At 70.7% G+C, this 17,437-nt stretch carries 14 protein-coding genes; 1 reads left to right on the top strand and 13 read right to left on the bottom strand.

Annotated elements, in window-relative coordinates:
• Positions 1-49: 49 nt before the first annotated feature.
• The 10 genes from ACZ4SF_RS17140 to ACZ4SF_RS17095 form a co-directional block, all read right to left on the bottom strand.
• Entirely contained in the window at positions 50-964 is a 915-nt protein-coding gene (locus ACZ4SF_RS17140; protein ID WP_468384522.1) for a Pro-rich N-terminal domain-containing protein, read from the bottom strand.
• A 288-nt stretch (positions 965-1,252) separates the two neighbouring features.
• Positions 1,253-2,344: a 3-dehydroquinate synthase gene (gene aroB, locus ACZ4SF_RS17135; RefSeq protein ID WP_468384519.1), complete on the bottom strand. Its 1,092-nt coding sequence runs from the start codon at positions 2,342-2,344 to the stop codon at positions 1,253-1,255.
• Positions 2,341-2,859: a shikimate kinase gene (locus ACZ4SF_RS17130; protein WP_468384516.1), complete on the bottom strand. Its 519-nt coding sequence runs from the start codon at positions 2,857-2,859 to the stop codon at positions 2,341-2,343. The genes aroB and ACZ4SF_RS17130 overlap by 4 nt, the downstream gene beginning before the upstream one ends.
• Positions 2,856-4,040 (bottom strand): chorismate synthase, encoded by a 1,185-nt coding sequence (aroC, locus tag ACZ4SF_RS17125; RefSeq protein ID WP_468384513.1) that lies wholly within the window; start codon positions 4,038-4,040, stop codon positions 2,856-2,858. Before aroC ends, ACZ4SF_RS17130 begins: the two co-directional genes overlap by 4 nt.
• Positions 4,041-4,206: 166 nt before the next feature.
• Positions 4,207-5,046 (bottom strand): shikimate dehydrogenase, encoded by an 840-nt coding sequence (locus ACZ4SF_RS17120; protein ID WP_468384510.1) that lies wholly within the window; start codon positions 5,044-5,046, stop codon positions 4,207-4,209.
• Between the two features lie 803 nt (positions 5,047-5,849).
• Positions 5,850-7,502, bottom strand: a complete 1,653-nt coding sequence (gene mltG, locus ACZ4SF_RS17115) for an endolytic transglycosylase MltG (RefSeq protein ID WP_468384507.1) — start codon at positions 7,500-7,502, stop codon at positions 5,850-5,852.
• A 122-nt stretch (positions 7,503-7,624) separates the two neighbouring features.
• Positions 7,625-8,089: a Holliday junction resolvase RuvX gene (gene ruvX / locus ACZ4SF_RS17110; RefSeq protein ID WP_468384504.1), complete on the bottom strand. Its 465-nt coding sequence runs from the start codon at positions 8,087-8,089 to the stop codon at positions 7,625-7,627.
• A gap of 9 nt (positions 8,090-8,098) precedes the next feature.
• Positions 8,099-10,771: an alanine--tRNA ligase gene (gene alaS / locus ACZ4SF_RS17105; protein WP_468384501.1), complete on the bottom strand. Its 2,673-nt coding sequence runs from the start codon at positions 10,769-10,771 to the stop codon at positions 8,099-8,101.
• Positions 10,771-11,118 (bottom strand): hypothetical protein, encoded by a 348-nt coding sequence (locus ACZ4SF_RS17100; protein WP_468384498.1) that lies wholly within the window; start codon positions 11,116-11,118, stop codon positions 10,771-10,773. Before ACZ4SF_RS17100 ends, alaS begins: the two co-directional genes overlap by 1 nt.
• A 16-nt stretch (positions 11,119-11,134) precedes the next feature.
• A complete protein-coding gene (locus ACZ4SF_RS17095; RefSeq protein ID WP_468384866.1) occupies positions 11,135-11,572 on the bottom strand; it encodes a DUF948 domain-containing protein in 438 nt (145 codons plus the stop codon).
• Positions 11,573-11,735: 163 nt separating this feature from the next.
• Here ACZ4SF_RS17095 and ACZ4SF_RS17090 point away from each other — a divergent pair, with 163 nt between their 5' ends.
• Positions 11,736-14,084: a winged helix-turn-helix domain-containing protein gene (locus ACZ4SF_RS17090; RefSeq protein WP_468384495.1), complete on the top strand. Its 2,349-nt coding sequence runs from the start codon at positions 11,736-11,738 to the stop codon at positions 14,082-14,084.
• A 21-nt stretch (positions 14,085-14,105) separates the two neighbouring features.
• On the opposite strand, the gene rpsD is transcribed toward ACZ4SF_RS17090, so the two are convergent.
• From rpsD to ACZ4SF_RS17075, 3 genes are all read right to left on the bottom strand, one after another.
• The gene (rpsD, locus tag ACZ4SF_RS17085) at positions 14,106-14,720 is read right to left on the bottom strand and encodes a 30S ribosomal protein S4 (RefSeq protein WP_201840357.1); all 615 of its coding nucleotides are present in this window, start codon (positions 14,718-14,720) and stop codon (positions 14,106-14,108) included.
• A 305-nt stretch (positions 14,721-15,025) separates the two neighbouring features.
• Positions 15,026-16,381, bottom strand: a complete 1,356-nt coding sequence (locus ACZ4SF_RS17080) for a replication-associated recombination protein A (protein WP_468384492.1) — start codon at positions 16,379-16,381, stop codon at positions 15,026-15,028.
• A gap of 43 nt (positions 16,382-16,424) precedes the next feature.
• On the bottom strand, positions 16,425-17,081 hold the full coding sequence (locus ACZ4SF_RS17075) for a vitamin K epoxide reductase family protein (RefSeq protein WP_468384488.1): 657 nt from the start codon (positions 17,079-17,081) through the stop codon (positions 16,425-16,427).
• Between the last annotated feature and the right edge of the window lie 356 nt (positions 17,082-17,437).

Below are 17,437 nucleotides of genomic sequence, written 5' to 3'. Positions count from 1 at the left end.
GCTGGGGGCGCGGTCCCCCGCACTCCGCAGGGGCCGCCGGCTCCCGCAGCTACCAGCTCGGGGGGCTCGCGATCGCCCTCGCCAGGACCTCGTCCAGGACGCGGGCCGTGCCCGGGACGTCCAGCTGGGAGTTGTCGATGATCGGCAGGCCCGAGCCGTACCAGCCGGCCATGCGGCCGTGGATGCGGGCCACCTCCTCATCGGTGAGGCGGCGGTTGCCGGAGCGCTCGGCATTGCGCTCCAGGACGATGTCCAGGCCCGGGAGCAGAACGACCGGGAGCAGGCCCGGGCCCACGTGCCGCTTCCAGCCGCCGAGGCCGACGACCGGGCGGTCCGGGAAGACGGCGTCGTCCAGGATGCAGGAGATGCCGTTGGCGAGGAAGTTCCGTGCGGCGAAGCCGCAGGTCCGGCGGGCCAGCCGGTACTGGGCCTCGGAGTTGTCGTTCCAGCCGGACTGCGGGTCGGCGAAGCCCGAGCGGACCCATTCGCGCACGTCGTCCAGGCTGATGTGGGCCGTGGGGACGCGTCGGTGGTCCGCCCAGTACTTGGCGACGCTGGTCTTGCCCGCGCCGGCCGGGCCGATGAGCAGGACCGCGAGGGTGGTGGTCGTCGGGTCCGGGACGGGAGCCGCCGCGGGGGGTGCCGCGGGCACGCCCACCGGTCCGCCGGGTGGCAGCGGCACATGCCCGGTGGTATCAGGGGCGGGCGGGGCGCTGACCGGCGGGGCCGTGGACGGCGGCACCGGGCCGGAGAAGGCAGCGGGCTGCTGCGGGACCGTGGACGGGGGCACCGGCCCGGGCGAGGCCGGGAAACCGGGCGCCGGAACCGGCGGGGGCACGGGGGCCGGCCCCTGTGGGACTCCCGGGGGCGGCCCCGGGTGATGTGCGGCCGACGCCCAGCCGGCGTGCGGCCCCTGCCCCGGCTGGTGGGGCGGCGGCAGCGGAGACCCCACTGCGTGCTGCATCCGTTGCCACTCCGTCTCGTCGTCTCACGGCTCGTTCGCCTCCGGGGCGCCCGCGCCGGTGCCGGCAGCCCGGTCGCGCTCGGCCCTTCGGGCCTTTGCACGGCCGGCCTCTCGACGCCGACGCGCCCCTCCGTCCCACGTGTCGCAGGCGATTGGCGCAGGCAGCAGGGCGCACCCCCGCTGCCCACCGAACGGTACCGTCCCCGGCCGTCGTTTGGTGAAACGGCCGGGGACGGCCGGAAGTGCCCGTTCCGGAAAGGGGATCGGACGCGGCGAGCGGTCCGGTGCCTACTGGCCGACTTCGCCGTAGGCGGCGAGCAGGACGGCAGGGTCGGGGCCTTCGAGCAGGGTCGGCCTGGCCAGACCGTCCAGGACGACGAAGCGCAGCAGGTCTCCGCGGGACTTCTTGTCGACCTTCATCGTCTCCAGCAGCTTGGGCCACTGGTCGTAGCGGTAGTGCAGCGGCAGGCCGACGGATTCGAGGATGGTGCGGTGGCGGTCGGCCGTCCTGTCGTCCAAGCGGCCCGCCAGCCGGCCGAGTTCGGCGGCGAAGTGCATGCCGACGGCGACCGCGGCGCCGTGCCGCCACTTGTAGCGCTCGTTCTTCTCGATGGCGTGGCCGAGGGTGTGGCCGTAGTTGAGGATCTCCCGCAGGCCGGACTCCTTCAGGTCCGAGGAGACGACCTCCGCCTTGACCCGGATCGACCGCTCGATCAGCTCGGCCGTGTGCGGGCCCGCCGGGGTCCGGGCGCCCTCGGGGTCGGCCTCGATCAGGTCCAGGATCACCGGGTCGGCGATGAAGCCGGCCTTGATGACCTCGGCCAGGCCGGAGACGTAGTCGTTGACCGGGAGGGAGTCCAGCGCGGCGAGGTCGCACAGGACGCCGGCCGGCGGGTGGAAGGAGCCGACCAGGTTCTTGCCCTCGGCGGTGTTGATACCGGTCTTGCCGCCGACCGCCGCGTCCACCATGGCCAGCACGGTGGTCGGGATGGCGACCCAGCGCACCCCGCGCAGCCAGGTCGCGGCGACGAAGCCGGCCAGGTCCGTGGTGGAGCCGCCGCCGACGCCGACGATGGCATCGCTGCGGGTGAAGCCGGACTGGCCCAGCGCCTTCCAGCAGTAGGCGGCGACCTCGGCGGTCTTGGCCTCCTCGGCGTTGGGCACCTGGATGGCGACGGCCTCGTAGCCCTGCTCGGCCAGGTCGGCGCGGAGCGCGTCGCCGGTGCCGGCCAGCGCCTCCGGGTGGATCACCGCGACCCGCTTGGCCTGGTCCCCGATCAACCCGGCCAGCTCGCCCAGGAGTTGCCGGCCGACCAGCACCTCGTACGGGTCGGTGCCCGCGGTGCCCGCGACCTGGATCCGGGTGACTGCCTCGCTCATGCTTGCTTCAACTCCAGTGCGTCGAACGCTGCCTGCGTGACCTCTTCGGGGGTACGGCCGTCCGTCGGGACGACGGCGGTGGCGACCTCCTCGTACAGGTGCCGGCGCGCCTCCATCAGTTCGCGCCACTGCTTGCGCGGGTTGACCGCGAGCAGCGGGCGCGCCACGTTGAGGCCGGTCCGCTTGACGGCCTCCTCGACTTCCATCGAGAGGTACACCACCCGGTGCCCGGCGAGCAGCGCACGCGTGTCCGGGTCCAGGACGGCCCCGCCGCCGAGCGCGACGACGCCGTCGTGCTCGGCGAGCGCGACCTGCACGGCCCGCTTCTCGATGGCCCGGAAGGCGGGCTCGCCCTCGTCCACGAAGATCTCGGAGATCGCCCGGCCCTGCTCGGCGACGATGTCGTCGTCGGTGTCCCGGTAGCCGACGCCGAGGCGCTCGGCGAGCAGCCGGCCGACGGTGGACTTGCCGACACCCATCGGGCCGACCAGCACGACCGCTGGCACGACGCTCATCGGATGGCGAGGTTGTCGAGGTAGGACTGCACGTTGCGGCGGGTCTCGGTGACGCTGTCGCCGCCGAACTTCTCCGCCACTGCGTCCGCGAGCACCAGCGCGACCATGGCCTCGGCGACGATGCCGGCCGCCGGCACCGCGGAGACGTCCGAACGCTGGTGGTGGGCCTGGGCCGGCTCGCCGGTGGTGACGTCCACGGTCTGCAGGGCCTTGGGCACGGTGGCGATCGGCTTCATGGCCGCGCGCACCCGCAGCAGCTCACCCGTGCTCAGCCCGCCCTCCGTGCCACCCGCGCGGCCGGAGACACGCCGGATTCCGTCGGGCGTGCTGACGATCTCGTCGTGCGCCTTGGAGCCGGGCACCCGGGCCAGCTCGAAGCCGTCGCCGATCTCCACGCCCTTGATCGCCTGGATGCCCATCAGCGCCGCGGCCAGTCGCGCGTCCAGCTTGCGGTCCCAGTGCACGTGCGAACCCAGGCCGACGGGAACGCCGTAGGCCAGCACCTCGACCACACCGCCCAGCGTGTCGCCGTCCTTGTGGGCCTGGTCGACCTCCGCCACCATCTCCTTCGACGCGTCCGCGTCCAGGCAGCGCAGCGGGTCCGCGTCCAGCTTCTCCACGTCGGCCGGGGTCGGGTACACGCCCTGGGGAGCCTTCACGGAGCACAGCTCCACCACGTGCGAGACGATCTCGATCCCGGCCGTCTCCTTCAGGTACGACCGCGCCACCGCACCGAGGGCCACCCGGGCCGCGGTCTCCCGGGCCGAGGCGCGCTCAAGGATCGGACGGGCCTCGTCGAAACCGTACTTCTGCATGCCGGCCAGGTCGGCGTGACCGGGACGCGGACGCGTCAGCGGCGCATTACGGGCCAGACCCGCCAGCACCTCCGGATCCACCGGATCCGCCGCCATGACCTGCTCCCACTTCGGCCATTCCGTGTTGCCGACCATGATCGCGACGGGGGAACCGAGGGTCAGACCGTGCCGGACACCGCCCAGGAAGGTGACCTCGTCCCGCTCGAACTTCATCCGCGCACCGCGGCCATAGCCGAGCCGCCGCCGCGCCAGGTGATCCGCCACCATCTCCGTGGTGATCGGCACGCCGGCGGGAAGCCCCTCCAGCGTCGCGACAAGTGCGGGTCCGTGGGACTCACCCGCGGTCAGCCAACGCAGCCTGCTCAACGATGCTCCTCAGTGTTCGCGCCCGGTTACTGCCCGTCGTACGCACGTCCGCGCGTACGGCGACGGGGCGGCCGGGTGCGCGACCCCGGTACGCCACCTCTGATCCTCCCACGTCCGGGGTCCGCGATGGCCGCCGGTCCAGCAGACGGACGGAGCCGGGCGGCTGTCAGCGGGCCGCGAGCGCCTTCTCGCCGGCGCGGCGCATGGCCTCCAGCGGGGCCGGGGCATGCCCGGTCATGTGTTCGAACTGGAGTACAGCCTGGTGAACCAGCAGGTCGAGTCCGCTGATCACCGCCCCGCCGAACATGGACCAGCGCGCCGCCAGCTCGGTGGGCCAGGGTTCGTACAGCACGTCGAAGAGGGCGGCGGGACGTTCGGGTACGGCGGCGGCGAGGGCGTCGGTCGTCCCGGCGGGCGTGGTCGCGATCACCAGCGGGGCGCGCAGGGCCTCGGCGGCGTCGGCCCAGTCCGCCGTGCGGACCTCCACGTCGAGCCGTTCGCCCCACTGCCGCATCTCGGCGGCGCGGGCCTCGCTGCGGACGTAGGCGACGACCTCCCCGGTGCAGATCCGGGCCAGTGCGGCGAGCGCGGAGGAAGCCGTGGCGCCGGCGCCGAGGATCGCGGCGGAGTCGACCTGCTCGATGCCGTGCTCGCACAGCGCGGCCACCATGCCCGGGATGTCGGTGTTGTCGCCGAGCCGGCGGCCGTCCTCGGCGAAGACGAGCGTGTTGACCGCGTCGACCGAGGCGGCGGTGTCGCTGACCTCGTCCAGCAGCGGGATGACCGCCCGCTTCAGCGGCATGGTCAGCGACAGCCCCGCCCACTCCGGCCCGAGCGTGTCGAGGAAGCCCGGCAGGGCCGCCTCGTCGACCTCGAAGCTGTCGTACGACCATCCGGTGAGTCCGAGCGCGTCGTACGCCGCCCGGTGCAGCACCGGCGAGAGGGAATGGGCGATCGGCGAACCGAGCACGGCGGCACGGTAACAGTCGGCCCGTTCAACAGACATCGCCCCTCCAGGGAAACCCTCAATGGCCGAAAAGTGAGCCATAGCAAATCTAACAAGTTCGAGCGAAATGGTATCACCAGCCATTCCGACGACTTGACAGGCCAATACCCACAAACAAGATTCGATCTTGTGGTCAACTCCGCGCTAATTGGAAAAATCCAAAGAAACGGAAACCCTAGAGTGAATCGAAGAGTGATTACCGCTTGCGCAGCAGCCGCCGCATCAGTGGCTCTCATGTTCGCTGGCGCCGGATCCTCCTACGCCGGCACGACTGCATACGCCTGTAACGCTATAGCCAGCGGCGCTGGCGCCTGCGACGGAGAGGCCACCTTCGATCCTACTGACTTCGTCTTCAGCGGAGTCGCAGTGGGCGAGCGCGTCGTCGTCAAGGACAACAAGGCAGACGGCCATGGCGTGCAGGTGTACGGTCGTGGGACGGTACCCCCCACCGACACGTATGCAATGAAGGAGCAGGCAACAGCTGCTACTTCTATCACAAGATCCCGGAGGGCAAGTCCGTGTGGATACAGGTTTGCCTGACGGAAAAGAGCGAGGAGATTAACTCCACCTGCGGTAATTTGCGCTACGGCAAGGCGTAGGCCTACCGGCCGGTCAGTTCTTGCTCTAGAGAACTGACCGGCGTACCGCCTCCTCACCGGCAGTGTCGGCCGCTGCCGGGCAAGCAGCCCCGCCCAGCGTCGCCACAAGTGCGGCACCGCGCGACTCGCCCAGCAGGCCCAGACGGCAGTCCCGCCAGGAGAGAGTGAGTACTTCCAGATCTCCAAGCGAGCGGCGCGGCACCGTCAATTCCCTTTCCTTGAGGCATTCCACTCGTCCACCAGTTTCTCATGATCAGCCAGCGTCTTCGTGAACTTGCTCGTCTTGCCGTCCATGGAGATGAAGTAGTACCAGCCGTCCTGGGTCGGGTCGAGCGCGCCCTTGAGTGCCTCTTCTCCCGGGTTATCGATGGGACCCGGCGGCAACCCCTTGGAGAAGTAGGTGTTGTAGGGGTTGTTGTACTTGCGCAGCTCGGTAATGCTCAGATCAAGCTTGCTCTGGTTCTTCACATAGTTGTACGTGGAGTCGAATTCCAGCCGCCCATAGGTCTGGTTGTTATCGAGCTTGAGGCGGTTGTAGACCACCTCCGCCATCTTGCGGAAATCATCGTGACTCGTCCCCTCGGCCTGCACCAGGCTCGCCACGGTAAGGAGCTGCCAGGGGCTTTCGAGGCCGAGCGCCTTGGCTTTGCCTTCCAGACCCAGTTCCTTGTACTCAGCAGTGGCCTGGGACACCATCTTCTTAAGAACGTCCTCGGGCTTCTGCCCCTTGGCGACCGCGTAGCTCGAGGGGTAGAGGAAGCCTTCCAGTGGGTCCTTGAGGCTGGAGTGGTTCATCGCCCAGGCGGGCAGCCCGAGGTGCTTGTACTCCTTCTTCGCGACACGCGCCGTGGTGCCCGCCGCCACTCCGAGGCGCTTGTCGATCAGGGCGTAGACCGCCGTGTTGCGGAGGCCTTCGGCGATGATCAGATTACTCCGGCTCTTCGGACTCAGCATCAGTCCCACCGCGCTCGCGGCGGACATCTCCTTCTCCAGGGTGTACACACCATCCTGGAGCGACTTGCCGTCAGGGTTCGCCTGCAGTGCGGAGACGAACGCAGCCGCGCTCTCAACCACGCCCGCGTCCTTCAGCTTCTGGCCGATCTCCCAGCCCCCCGCGCCCTTGGGGATCTCCACCGTGACCTGCTCGCCGTTTCCGCTGCCCGCATAGTCCGGAGCCGCGCCGAAACGATTTTGGTAGAACTTGTAGCCGAAGTACCCGACTCCGCCGAGGCCGCCGCCCAGCACCAGGACGACCACCATGCAGGCGCAGCCGGTGCGGCCCTTCTTGTTCTTGACGGGCTTCCTGCCCTTGCCGCGCCGCTCGCGCCGGCTCTGGAGCTCGTGCTCCTCGTCGTCGTCCTCGCCGCCGCCTCCGGCGACGAAGGCGGGCTCCTCCTCGTCCGGCGCCCCGGGCTCCGGCTCGGGACGCCGGCGGCTGGGCGGCACCGGCGGCGGGTAGGCCTCGTCCGTGCCGTAGAAGTCGGGCTGTTCCCCGCCGTACGCCGCGGGCTGCTGGCCGTACGGGTCGCCGGGGTCGGGGGCGTAGGGCACATGGCCGTGGGTCCCGGTCGCGTCCCAGGTGCCCTGGTGGAACTGCTGCTGGGCGGTGCCGGCGAACTGCGGGTCGTACGAGGGCCGGCCCTGTGCGTCGTAGTACTGGTGCTGCTGCCCGTCGTAGCCGGGCTGCTGCCGGCTCCAGTCGCCGTGCTGCGGCGCCTGCGGATAGTGCTGTGGCTGACCGCCGTAAGGGGACTGCTGACCCGCGTGGGCCTGCTGTCCTCCCCATCCGCCGTCCCCGTACAACGGGTCCTCCGGATGCCACGGTTCGGAGCCTGGGCCCCGGCCATACTCAGTCATCGATCCCCTAGAGCCGCGAGGCCGACGGCCACGCGGCCGCTGGGCCGGCTGCCGTTCCGCCTCTTGCTGTGCCCCGGCTGTTCGAACACCGGCGCATCGCGCGGAACGTTACCGTATCGCGATCAGATGACCACTTCGACGCCTTCGCCGGGTGCTTTGCCTGACACCCGTTCGGATTCCAGGGCCTGCTGCAAAATGATGACCGCGGCGGCCTGGTCGATGACGGAGCGCCCCTTCTTCGACTTCACGCCCGAGGCACGCAGCCCCTGACTGGCCGTCACGGTCGTCATCCGCTCGTCGACCAGGCGAACCGGCACCGGCTCGATGCCCTTGGCCAGCTCCTGGGCGAAGGCGCGGACCTTGACCGCGGCCGGCCCCTCGCCCCCCTTGAGGGAGCGAGGGAGGCCGACGACGACCTCGATCGGTTCGTACTCCTCCACCAGTTGACGCAACCGGCGGTGGGCGGCGGGGATGTCCCGGCCGGGGACGGTCTCCACCGGGGTGGCGAGGATCCCGTCGGGGTCGCACGAGGCGACCCCGATCCGGGCGTCCCCGACGTCGATCGCGAGCCGACGTCCTCTGCGCATCGCCCCGGCCTACTTCGCCGTCTCGGCGACCAGGCGCTCGACGGCGTCCACGGCCTCGCCGACGGCGGCCGGGTTCTGGCCGCCGCCCTGGGCGACGTCCGGCTTGCCGCCACCGCCGCCGCCGAGGGTCTTGGCCGCGGCGCGGACCAGCTCACCGGCCTTGAGGCCGCGGTCGCGGGCGGCGTCGTTGGTGGCGATGACCGTCAGCGGCTTGCCGTTGTTGACCGTGAAGAGGGCGACCACGGCGGCCCGGCCGCCCTGGATGCGGCCGCGCACGTCGAGCACGAGCTTGCGCAGGTCGTCCGGGGTGGTGCCGTCGGGCACCTGGCCGGTGACCAGGGCGACGCCCTTGACGTCCTTGGCGGACTCGGCGAGACCCGCGGCGGCCTGGAGCACCTTCTCGGCACGGAACCGCTCGATCTCCTTCTCGGCGTCCTTCAGCTTGCCGAGCATGGCGGAGACCTTCTCGGGCAGTTCCTCGGAACGGCCCTTGAGCAGCTCGGTCAGCTGGTTGACGACCGTGTGCTCGCGGGCGAGGAAGTTGTAGGCGTCGACGCCGACGAGGGCCTCGATACGGCGGACACCGGAGCCGATGGACGATTCGCCGAGCAGCTTCACCAGGCCCAGCTGGGCGGTGTTGTGCACGTGCGTGCCGCCGCACAGCTCCTTGGAGAAGTCGCCGATGGTGACCACGCGGACGCGCTCGCCGTACTTCTCGCCGAACTCGGCGATGGCGCCCTGCTTCTTGGCCTCGTCGATGCCCATGACCTCGGCGTGCACGTCGAGGTCGCGGGCGAGCACCTCGTTGATCTTCTGCTCGACGTCGGTCATCACGGCCGTCGGCACGGCGGACGGGGAGCCGAAGTCGAAGCGGAAGCGACCGGGCTGGTTCTCGGAACCGGCCTGCGCGGCCGTCGGGCCGAGGGCGTCGCGCAGCGCCTGGTGGGTCAGGTGGGTGGCCGAGTGGGCGCGGGCGATGGAGTGGCGGCGGCGGGCGTCGATCGAGGCGTGGGCCTTGGCGCCGACGGTCACCTCGCCGACCTGGACGACGCCCTTGTGGACGTAGACGCCCGGGACCGGCTTCTGGCAGTCGCGGATCTCGATGACGGCACCGGAGTCGACCTTGATCCGGCCGGTGTCACCGATCTGGCCGCCGCCCTCGGCGTAGAACGGGGTGCGGTCGAGGACGACCTCGACCTCGTCGCCTTCGGAGGCGGCCGGCGAGGAGACGCCGTCGACGAGGATGCCGACGATCGTGGTCTCGCCCTCGGTGTCGGTGTAGCCGATGAAGTCGGTGGCACCGGCGGAGTCGGCGATCTCGCGGTAGGCGCCCATGTCGGCGTGGCCGGTCTTCTTGGCCTGGGCGTCGGCCTTGGCGCGCTCCCGCTGCTCCTTCATCAGGCGGCGGAAGCCGTCCTCGTCCACGGAGAGGCCCTGCTCGGCGGCCATCTCCAGGGTGAGGTCGATCGGGAAGCCCCAGGTGTCGTGGAGCAGGAAGGCCTTGTCGCCGGAGAGGACCGTGCCGCCGGAGGCCTTGGTCTCGGTGACGGCGGTGTCGAGGATGTTGGTGCCGGCCTTCAGCGTCTTCAGGAAGGCGTTCTCCTCGGCGAGGGCGACCTTCTCGATGCGCTCGCGGTCGGTGAGCAGCTCCGGGTACTGCCGGCCCATCATCCGGATCACGGTGTCGATGAGGTCCTTGACGACCGGACCGGTGGCGCCCAGCAGACGCATGTTGCGGATGGCTCGGCGCATGATGCGGCGCAGCACGTAGCCACGGCCCTCGTTGCCCGGGGTGACGCCGTCGCCGATGAGCATGGTGGCCGTGCGCATGTGGTCGGTCACGACGCGCAGGGAGACGTCCGAGTCGTGGGCGTCGCCGTAGCGGACACCGGTCAGCTCGGTGGCCTTGTCGATCACGGCCATGGAGGTGTCGATCTCGTACATGTTCTGCACGCCCTGCAGAATCATGGCGAGCCGCTCCAGGCCGAGACCCGTGTCGATGTTCTTGCTCGGCAGGTCCCCGAGGATCTCGAAGTTGTCCTTGCCGATGCCCTCGCCACGCTCGAACTGCATGAAGACGAGGTTCCAGATCTCCACGTACCGCTCGTCGTTGACGGCGGGGCCGCCCTCGACGCCGAACTCGGGGCCGCGGTCGTAGTTGATCTCGGAGCAGGGGCCGCAGGGGCCGGGGACGCCCATGGACCAGAAGTTGTCCTTCATTCCCAGGCGCTGGATGCGCTCCTTGGGCACGCCGACGACCTCGTGCCAGATCTGCTCGGCCTCGTCGTCGTCCTGGTAGACGGTGATCCACAGGCGCTCGGGGTCGAGGCCGTAACCGCCCTTGTCCTGGGCGCTGGTGAGCAGCTCCCAGGCGAGCTTGATGGCGCCTTCCTTGAAGTAGTCGCCGAAGGAGAAGTTGCCGCACATCTGGAAGAACGTGCCGTGGCGCGTGGTCTTGCCGACCTCTTCGATGTCGGGCGTGCGCACGCACTTCTGCACACTGGTGGCGCGTGGGAACGGCGGCTTGACCTCACCCAGGAAGTAGGGCTTGAAGGGCACCATGCCGGCGGGGACGAGGAGCAGAGTCGGGTCGTCCGCGATGAGCGACGCCGAAGGGACGACGGTGTGCCCGCGCTCCTCGAAGAAGCTCAGCCAGCGGCGGCGAATCTCGGCCGACTCCATCAGTGGTCCTCATTCCGGTTGTACGAGTGCATCGGGGGTTCGATGTACTTCGGGTTGCTGCGGTCGTTCTCGATGGCGGTGTACCGCCGGGGCGCGGGGAGTTCGGGGTCGTCGTGGATGCCGAGTGCCTCCCCCAGCTCGGCCTCCCGCCGGGCCATGTTGTCGCGGACGTCGAGCGCGAAGCCGACCGCGCGGTCCTTCAGCCGCTGACCGGTCTCCAGGGCCTTGTTCGCCGCGGTCGCGGCCAGGCTCTCCGGAGTCAGCTGCCTGAGCTTGCGGTTGACCTTGGTGGTGGCCCACACACCTGCGGCGACGCCGGTGCTGAACCAGAACGTACGGCGGAACATCGCTCGGTCTCAGTCCTTACTTCCGCTTGCGTCGTGCGGCGGGGACCGTGCGGCCCACGATCACGGTACGCCGGGGCGACTTCGCAGGCACGTCCGCCTCCTTGCGTCCGCCGAGCGCCCGGCGGACGCCGTAGCCGAAGGCCGCGACCTTGACCAGCGGGCCGCCGAAGGTGGAGGCGACGGTCGTCGACAGCGCGGAGGCGTTGGAGGTGACCTCCTGGACGTCGGAGGCGATCGCGTCGACCCGGTCGATCTGGGTCTGCGCGGAGCGCACGGCCGCGGAGGCGTCGGCGAGCAGGGGCACCGCCTGGTCGGTCACGTCCGCGACGAGCTTGGTGGTCGCCTTGAGCGTCTGGGCCAGCCTCGCCAGGGCGACGGCGAGGAAGGAGACCAGAATCGCCCAGAAGACGGCCACCAGGATCCCGGCCACCTCTCCACCGGACACTGTGCGCACCCGCTCCCTGAAACGTGCTCTGAACATCGGAACCATGAAAAAAGCAGTGCCCCGAGCCTATCGCGCCGGGGCGGACGCTCCGTACCGGAATAGGGCGCTGCGCGGGCGGACTTGCGGGAAGCGATTGTACGGAGTGAACACGGGTCAGTACGCTCCGTGTCTCATGCGAGGTCCTCAGAGCCCCGGCCCCTGGGCGGACGGCGAGCCGCCCCTCGAACTCACCGCATTCGTCGGGCGCGCGGCCGAACTGGCCGAGCTGGCGACGGCACTGCGTCAGGCACGGCTGGTGACCGTGACCGGGGTGGGCGGGGTCGGCAAGTCCCGGCTGGCCGTGCGGGTGGCGGCGCGGTGGCCGGCCGGTGGTACCGGGCGGGGCGGTGCCGCGGTGAGCCGGGGGCGGGTGGAGCTGGCGCCCGTGCGCGATCCGCAGTTCGTGGAGTACGCGGTCGTGGAGGCGCTGGGGCTGACCGACCACACCGCCCGCATGCCCCGGGAGACGCTGCTGGAACGCCTGGCCGGCCGGCGGGTGCTGCTGGTGCTGGACGGCTTCGAGCATCTGGTGGAGCCGTGTGCCGGGCTTGTGGCGGAGCTGCTGCGGAAGCTGCCGGACCTGCAGGTGCTGGCCGCGGGCCGGCGTCCGCTGGGCCTGGCGGGCGAGCGGGTGTTCCCGCTGGCGCCGCTCGGCGAGGACGAGGCGGTGGAGCTGTTCACGGACCGGGCCCGGGAGCAGGGGGTGCCGCTGTCGGACGGCGGCGAGGTACGGGAGCTGTGCCGCCGGCTGGAGGGGATCCCGCTGGCGCTGGAGCTGGCGGCGGGCCGGCTGCGGGCGCTGTCCCCGGCGCAGCTGCTGCAGCGGCTCGACGACCGGTTCCGGCTGCTGACCGGCGGCGGCCGGGACGCTCTCCCCGGCTCTCGGCTTCACCCGGTCCCGGGCGGACCCCCGCTCCGGCACCAGACGCTGCGCACGGCGATCGGCTGGAGCCACGAACTGTGCACGCCCGCCGAGCGGCTGCTGTGGGCACGGCTGTCGGTGTTCGCGCAGACCTTCGACCTGGAGGCCGCCGAGTACGTGTGCAGCGGGGACGGCCTGGCCGCGGAGGACGTCCTGGACGTGCTGTCGGAACTGCTCACGCAGTCGGTCATCTCCCGCGAGGAGACCCCGGCGGGTCCCCGCTACCGGATGCTGGACACGGTCCGGGCCTACGGCGTCGAGTGGCTGGCGGCCACGGGGGACGCCGGCCGGCTGCGCCGACGGCACCGCGACTGGTACCTGGGCCTGGCGACCTGGTGCGAGCTGGAGTGGTTCTCGCCGCGGCAGCGGGAGGTGGCCGCGCGCGTCGAGGCCGAGCTGCCCAATCTGCGGGCAGCTCTGGATTTCTCGCTGACCGACCGGGACGAGGCGCATCTCGGCCAGTATCTGGCGGGGTCGCTGTGGTTCTGCTGGGTGGGCTGCGGCCGGCTCGCGGAGGGGCGGCGCTGGCTGGAGCGCAGCGTGGAGCTGGAGTCGGGGTACGAGCAGTCCCGGCTCAAGGCGCTGTGGGTGCTCGGCTATGTGGCAATCCTGCAGGGCGACACCGTGCCCGCGCTGCAGGCCCTGCAGTTGTGCCGGGAGCAGGCGGAACGGGTGGCCGATCCGGCGGCGCTGGCGTACGCGGAGCACCGCGCCGGGTGTCTGGCCCTGGTGACGGACGACACGGCCCGCGCGGAGACCCTGCTGCGGTCGGCTCTGGAGCGCTACCAGCAGATCGGCGAGCTGAACAGCAATGTGCTGATGGGCCAGGTGGAGCTGGCCATGACCCGGGCCTTCCAGGGCGATCTGGCGGACGCCGTGCGGCTGTGCGAGGACGTACGGCAGGTCTGCGAGGACCACGGGGAGCGGTGGGCCCGCTCGTACGCGCTGTATGTGCTGGCGTACGCGGCCTGGCTGAAGGGCGACCCGGCCGGGGCGCGCGAGCTGCTTGCGGAGTGTCTCGGCAACGCGCACGCCTTCCGTGACCTGCTGGGCTCCGTGTTGTCGATCGAGCTGCTGGCGCTGGTGACGGTGACGCAGGGCGATCCGGTGGAGGCGGCGGTGCTCCAGGGCGCCGCCGGGCGGCTGTGGCCCTCGGTCGGGCTGCCGCTGTTCGGTTCGGCGCACTACAACGCCCCGCACGAGCAGTGTGAGGCGGCGGCACGGCGGGCGCTCGGCGACGCCCGGTACGCGGAGTGTGTGCGGGAGGGGGCGCGGCTGGACCGGGAGGCGGCGGTGGCGCGGGCGCTGCGCCACCGGGAGCTGGGGTCGCTGTCCGCTGTGCCGGCGCCGCGCGGGCCGGCCTCCCGGGACGGGGACGCCGGGGAGACGGGCAGACGGGGTGAGAGCGAGCCGGAGAGACGAGGGGACTGCGGGCCTCAGGGCGAGCCGGGCGGACGAGGGGACTGCGGGCCTCGGGGCGAGCCGGGGAATCCGGGTGAGGCCGGGAAACGCGAACCCGCCGCCTCGCCCACCCGGAAGGGCGGGGAGACGGCGGGCTGAGGTGCTGCGCCTGGGCTGGGATCAGCGGGCGTAGTACTCGACGACGAGCTGCTCGTCGCAGATCACCGGGATCTCCTTGCGGTTCGGCTCGCGGTCCAGGCGGAACGCCAGGGCCTTGAGGTTCACCTGCAGGTAGCGCGGGGTCTCACCGTCGGGGGCGAAGCCACCCTCACGGGCGATCGCGAAGAGCGTCTTCTCCTTGGAGCGGTCGCGGACCTGCACGACGTCGTCCGGGCGGACGCGGAAGGACGGCTTGTCGACCTTCTGGCCGTTGACCTGGATGTGGCCGTGGACGACCATCTGGCGGGCCTGGTAGATCGTGCGGGCGATGCCCGAACGCAGGACCAGCGCGTCGAGGCGGCGCTCGAGCTCGATGATCAGGGCCTCACCGGTCTTGCCCTGGACCTTGGAGGCACGCTCGTAGGCGCGGACGAGCTGGCGCTCGGACACGTCGTACTGCGCGCGCAGACGCTGCTTCTCGAGCAGACGGACCTTGTAGTCCGAGTTCTGCTTGCGGCCGCGGCCGTGCTCACCCGGCGGGTAGGGGCGGGCCTCGAAGTACTTGACGGCCTTCGGGGTCAGCGCGATGCCGAGGGCACGCGACTTCTTGACCTTGGGGCGGGACTGGTTCGCCACTGTCTTTCGTCTCTTTCGTAGTGTTCGGCTCGTCAGGGTTAGGGAGGTCGCATCCGCAGCCGGGAAAACCCGCGGGTCCACAGGGGACCTGCCGGGCAGCCGCTTCCCTGGTCTGGGCACATACGTGCAGCACGCGAGTGGCCCACCGACCGCTCCCGTGGGTTCCGGGTGGTGGTGGGCTGCCCGCGACACCGATCGACGGTGCGCGACGCTCCTGGAGCCAGTCCGCCAGGGACTGGTTCTCCGGCTGACGCTCCCGCTCTGACAGCACGGGACTCAGCACTCCGGAGCAGTCTACAGGGTGCTCAGGTCCGCTTGCGACCGAGGTGTGTACGGGTCCACTCGACGGCGTCCGCGTATCTGGCCTCCCCGCCGTGTCTGCTCGGGGCGTAGTACTCGCGGTCCTTGAGGGCGTCCGGGGCGTACTGCTGCCGGGCGATGCCCTCGGGCAGGTCGTGCGGGTACACATAGCCCTGTGCATGGCCGAGCTTGGCGGCGCCCTTGTAGTGCCCGTCGCGCAGGTGCGGCGGGACCGGGCCGGCCAGGCCCTTGCGCACGTCCTCCAGGGCGGCGCCGATCGCGGTGGTCGCGGAGTTCGACTTGGGGGCGAGGGCCAGGGCGATCGTGGCGTGGCTGAGGGTGAGCGCGGCCTCGGGGAAGCCGATCATGGCGACGGCCTGGGCGGCGGCGACCGCGATGGGCAGGGCGTTCGGGTCGGCGAGACCGATGTCCTCGCTGGCGGAGATCATCAGGCGGCGGGCGATGAACCGGGGGTCCTCACCGGCCTCGATCATGCGGGCCAGATAGTGCAGGGCCGCGTCGACGTCGGAGCCGCGGATGGACTTGATCAGGGCGCTGGCCACGTCGTAGTGCTGGTCGCCGTCGCGGTCGTACTTCACCGCCGCCCGGTCGACGGTCTGCTCCAGGGTCTGGAGGCTGATCTCGGTCTCGCCCTGGTCGAGGGTGGCCCCGGCGGCGGCCTCCAGGGCGGTCAGGGCGCGGCGGGCGTCGCCGCCGGCGATCCGCAGGAGGTGGTCCTCGGTGTCCGCGGGAAGGCCGACGGCGTCCTTCAGGCCGCGTTCGTCGCCGAGCGCCCGCCGGAGCAGTCCGCGGATGTCGTCGTCGGTGAGCGGCTCCAGCGTGAGGAGCAGCGAGCGGGAGAGCAGCGGGGAGATCACCGAGAAGTACGGGTTCTCCGTGGTGGCCGCGATGAGGGTCACCCAGCGGTTCTCGACCGCCGGGAGGAGGGAGTCCTGCTGGGCCTTGCTGAAGCGGTGGATCTCGTCCAGGAAGAGGACGGTCTCCTTGCCGAAGCCGCCGGAGGCGCGACGGGCGCCGTCGATGACCGCGCGGACCTCCTTGACGCCCGCGGTGATGGCGGACAGTTCCACGAACCGCTTGTCGGTCGCCTTGGACACGACGTAGGCGAGGGTCGTCTTGCCGGTGCCGGGCGGGCCCCAGAGGATCACCGAGGACGGTCCGGCCGGGCCGCCGTTGCCCTCGCCGACCAGCCTGCGCAGGGGCGAGCCGGGCCCCAGCAGGTGTTGCTGGCCCACGACCTCGTCGAGCGTGCGCGGGCGCATCCGCACCGCCAGGGGACTGGCTGCCGGGTCCTTCTCCTGGCGTTCTTCTGCTGCAGCGGTGAACAGGTCGGGTTCCACGCTGAAACCCTAGAACACCGCACTGACAATCCCCTCGGCAGCGTCAGCTGGTCCAGAAGTCCCACCAGCGGGTCAGGACCAGCATGCCGATGATGCCGACGTGCAGGACCGGCAGTACCCAGGTGAACTCGCCGAAGAACGACTTCAGCCAGCGCGGCGACGGCAGGAAGGCGTTGCGGACGTTGAACGAGGTGACGTACCAGAACATGATGATCGTCGCGACCCATGCCAGCGAGCACCACAGGCACAGCGCGTTGATCCGGTACAGGGACTGGAACTGCAGCCAGGTGCAGAAGGCCACGCCGAACAGCGTGCCGAAGTTGAAGGTCAGCCAGTACCAGCGGGGGAAGCGGGCGCGGGCCAGCAGGCTCATGCCGACGCAGATGACGATGCCGTAGCAGACCAGGCCGAGCATCGGGTTCGGGAAGCCGAACGCGGCGGCCTGCTTGCTCTCCATCACGCTGCCGCAGGAGACGATCGGGTTGAGACTGCACCCCGGGGTGAAGGTCTTCCCCGCGACCTTGGCCTCGAGCAGCTTGAACTTGTCGATCGTGATGACCCAGGCAGCGAGCAGTCCGGCCGCACCGGTGATGATCAGCAGCAGCGCGAAGGCACGGCTGCCGCCCTCCACGCGTGGCACCCCGGCGGCGCTCTCCGGCTCGGGATCCGTGGAGACGTCCTTGACTGTCGTCTTGCTCATCACGCCGATTCCGTCACTCGAGAGTTGGACCATCTTCGGGCAGGGCCATTGTGCCGCACAGGCCTGTGTGTCCACCGTTCGGTGGACACAAGGAGGTACGCACGGTGGTCACGGATCGTTCGGTTCCGGCCGATGCTCGTGGGTCACGACAGCACACGCGAACGAACGCGCGGTGGACGTAGGCGGCTGCGCCGGCAGTACGGGAAAGCGACGCAAGCCGTACAGGGACTGCGCAAGGGTACGGGGGCTGCGCAAGCCGGTACGGGGGCTGCGCAAGGGTACGGGGACGTGAGGCCTCGGTCCTCGGTGCGGCCCGGCTGCGGCCACGCGCGCGTGGCGAGCCCTTGCGGGAATTC

This window comes from Streptomyces sp. NPDC027663, from assembly GCF_055566415.1.
The sequence above is the reverse complement of the archived record's forward strand: the minus strand, read 5'-3'. Positions and strand labels throughout refer to the sequence as shown.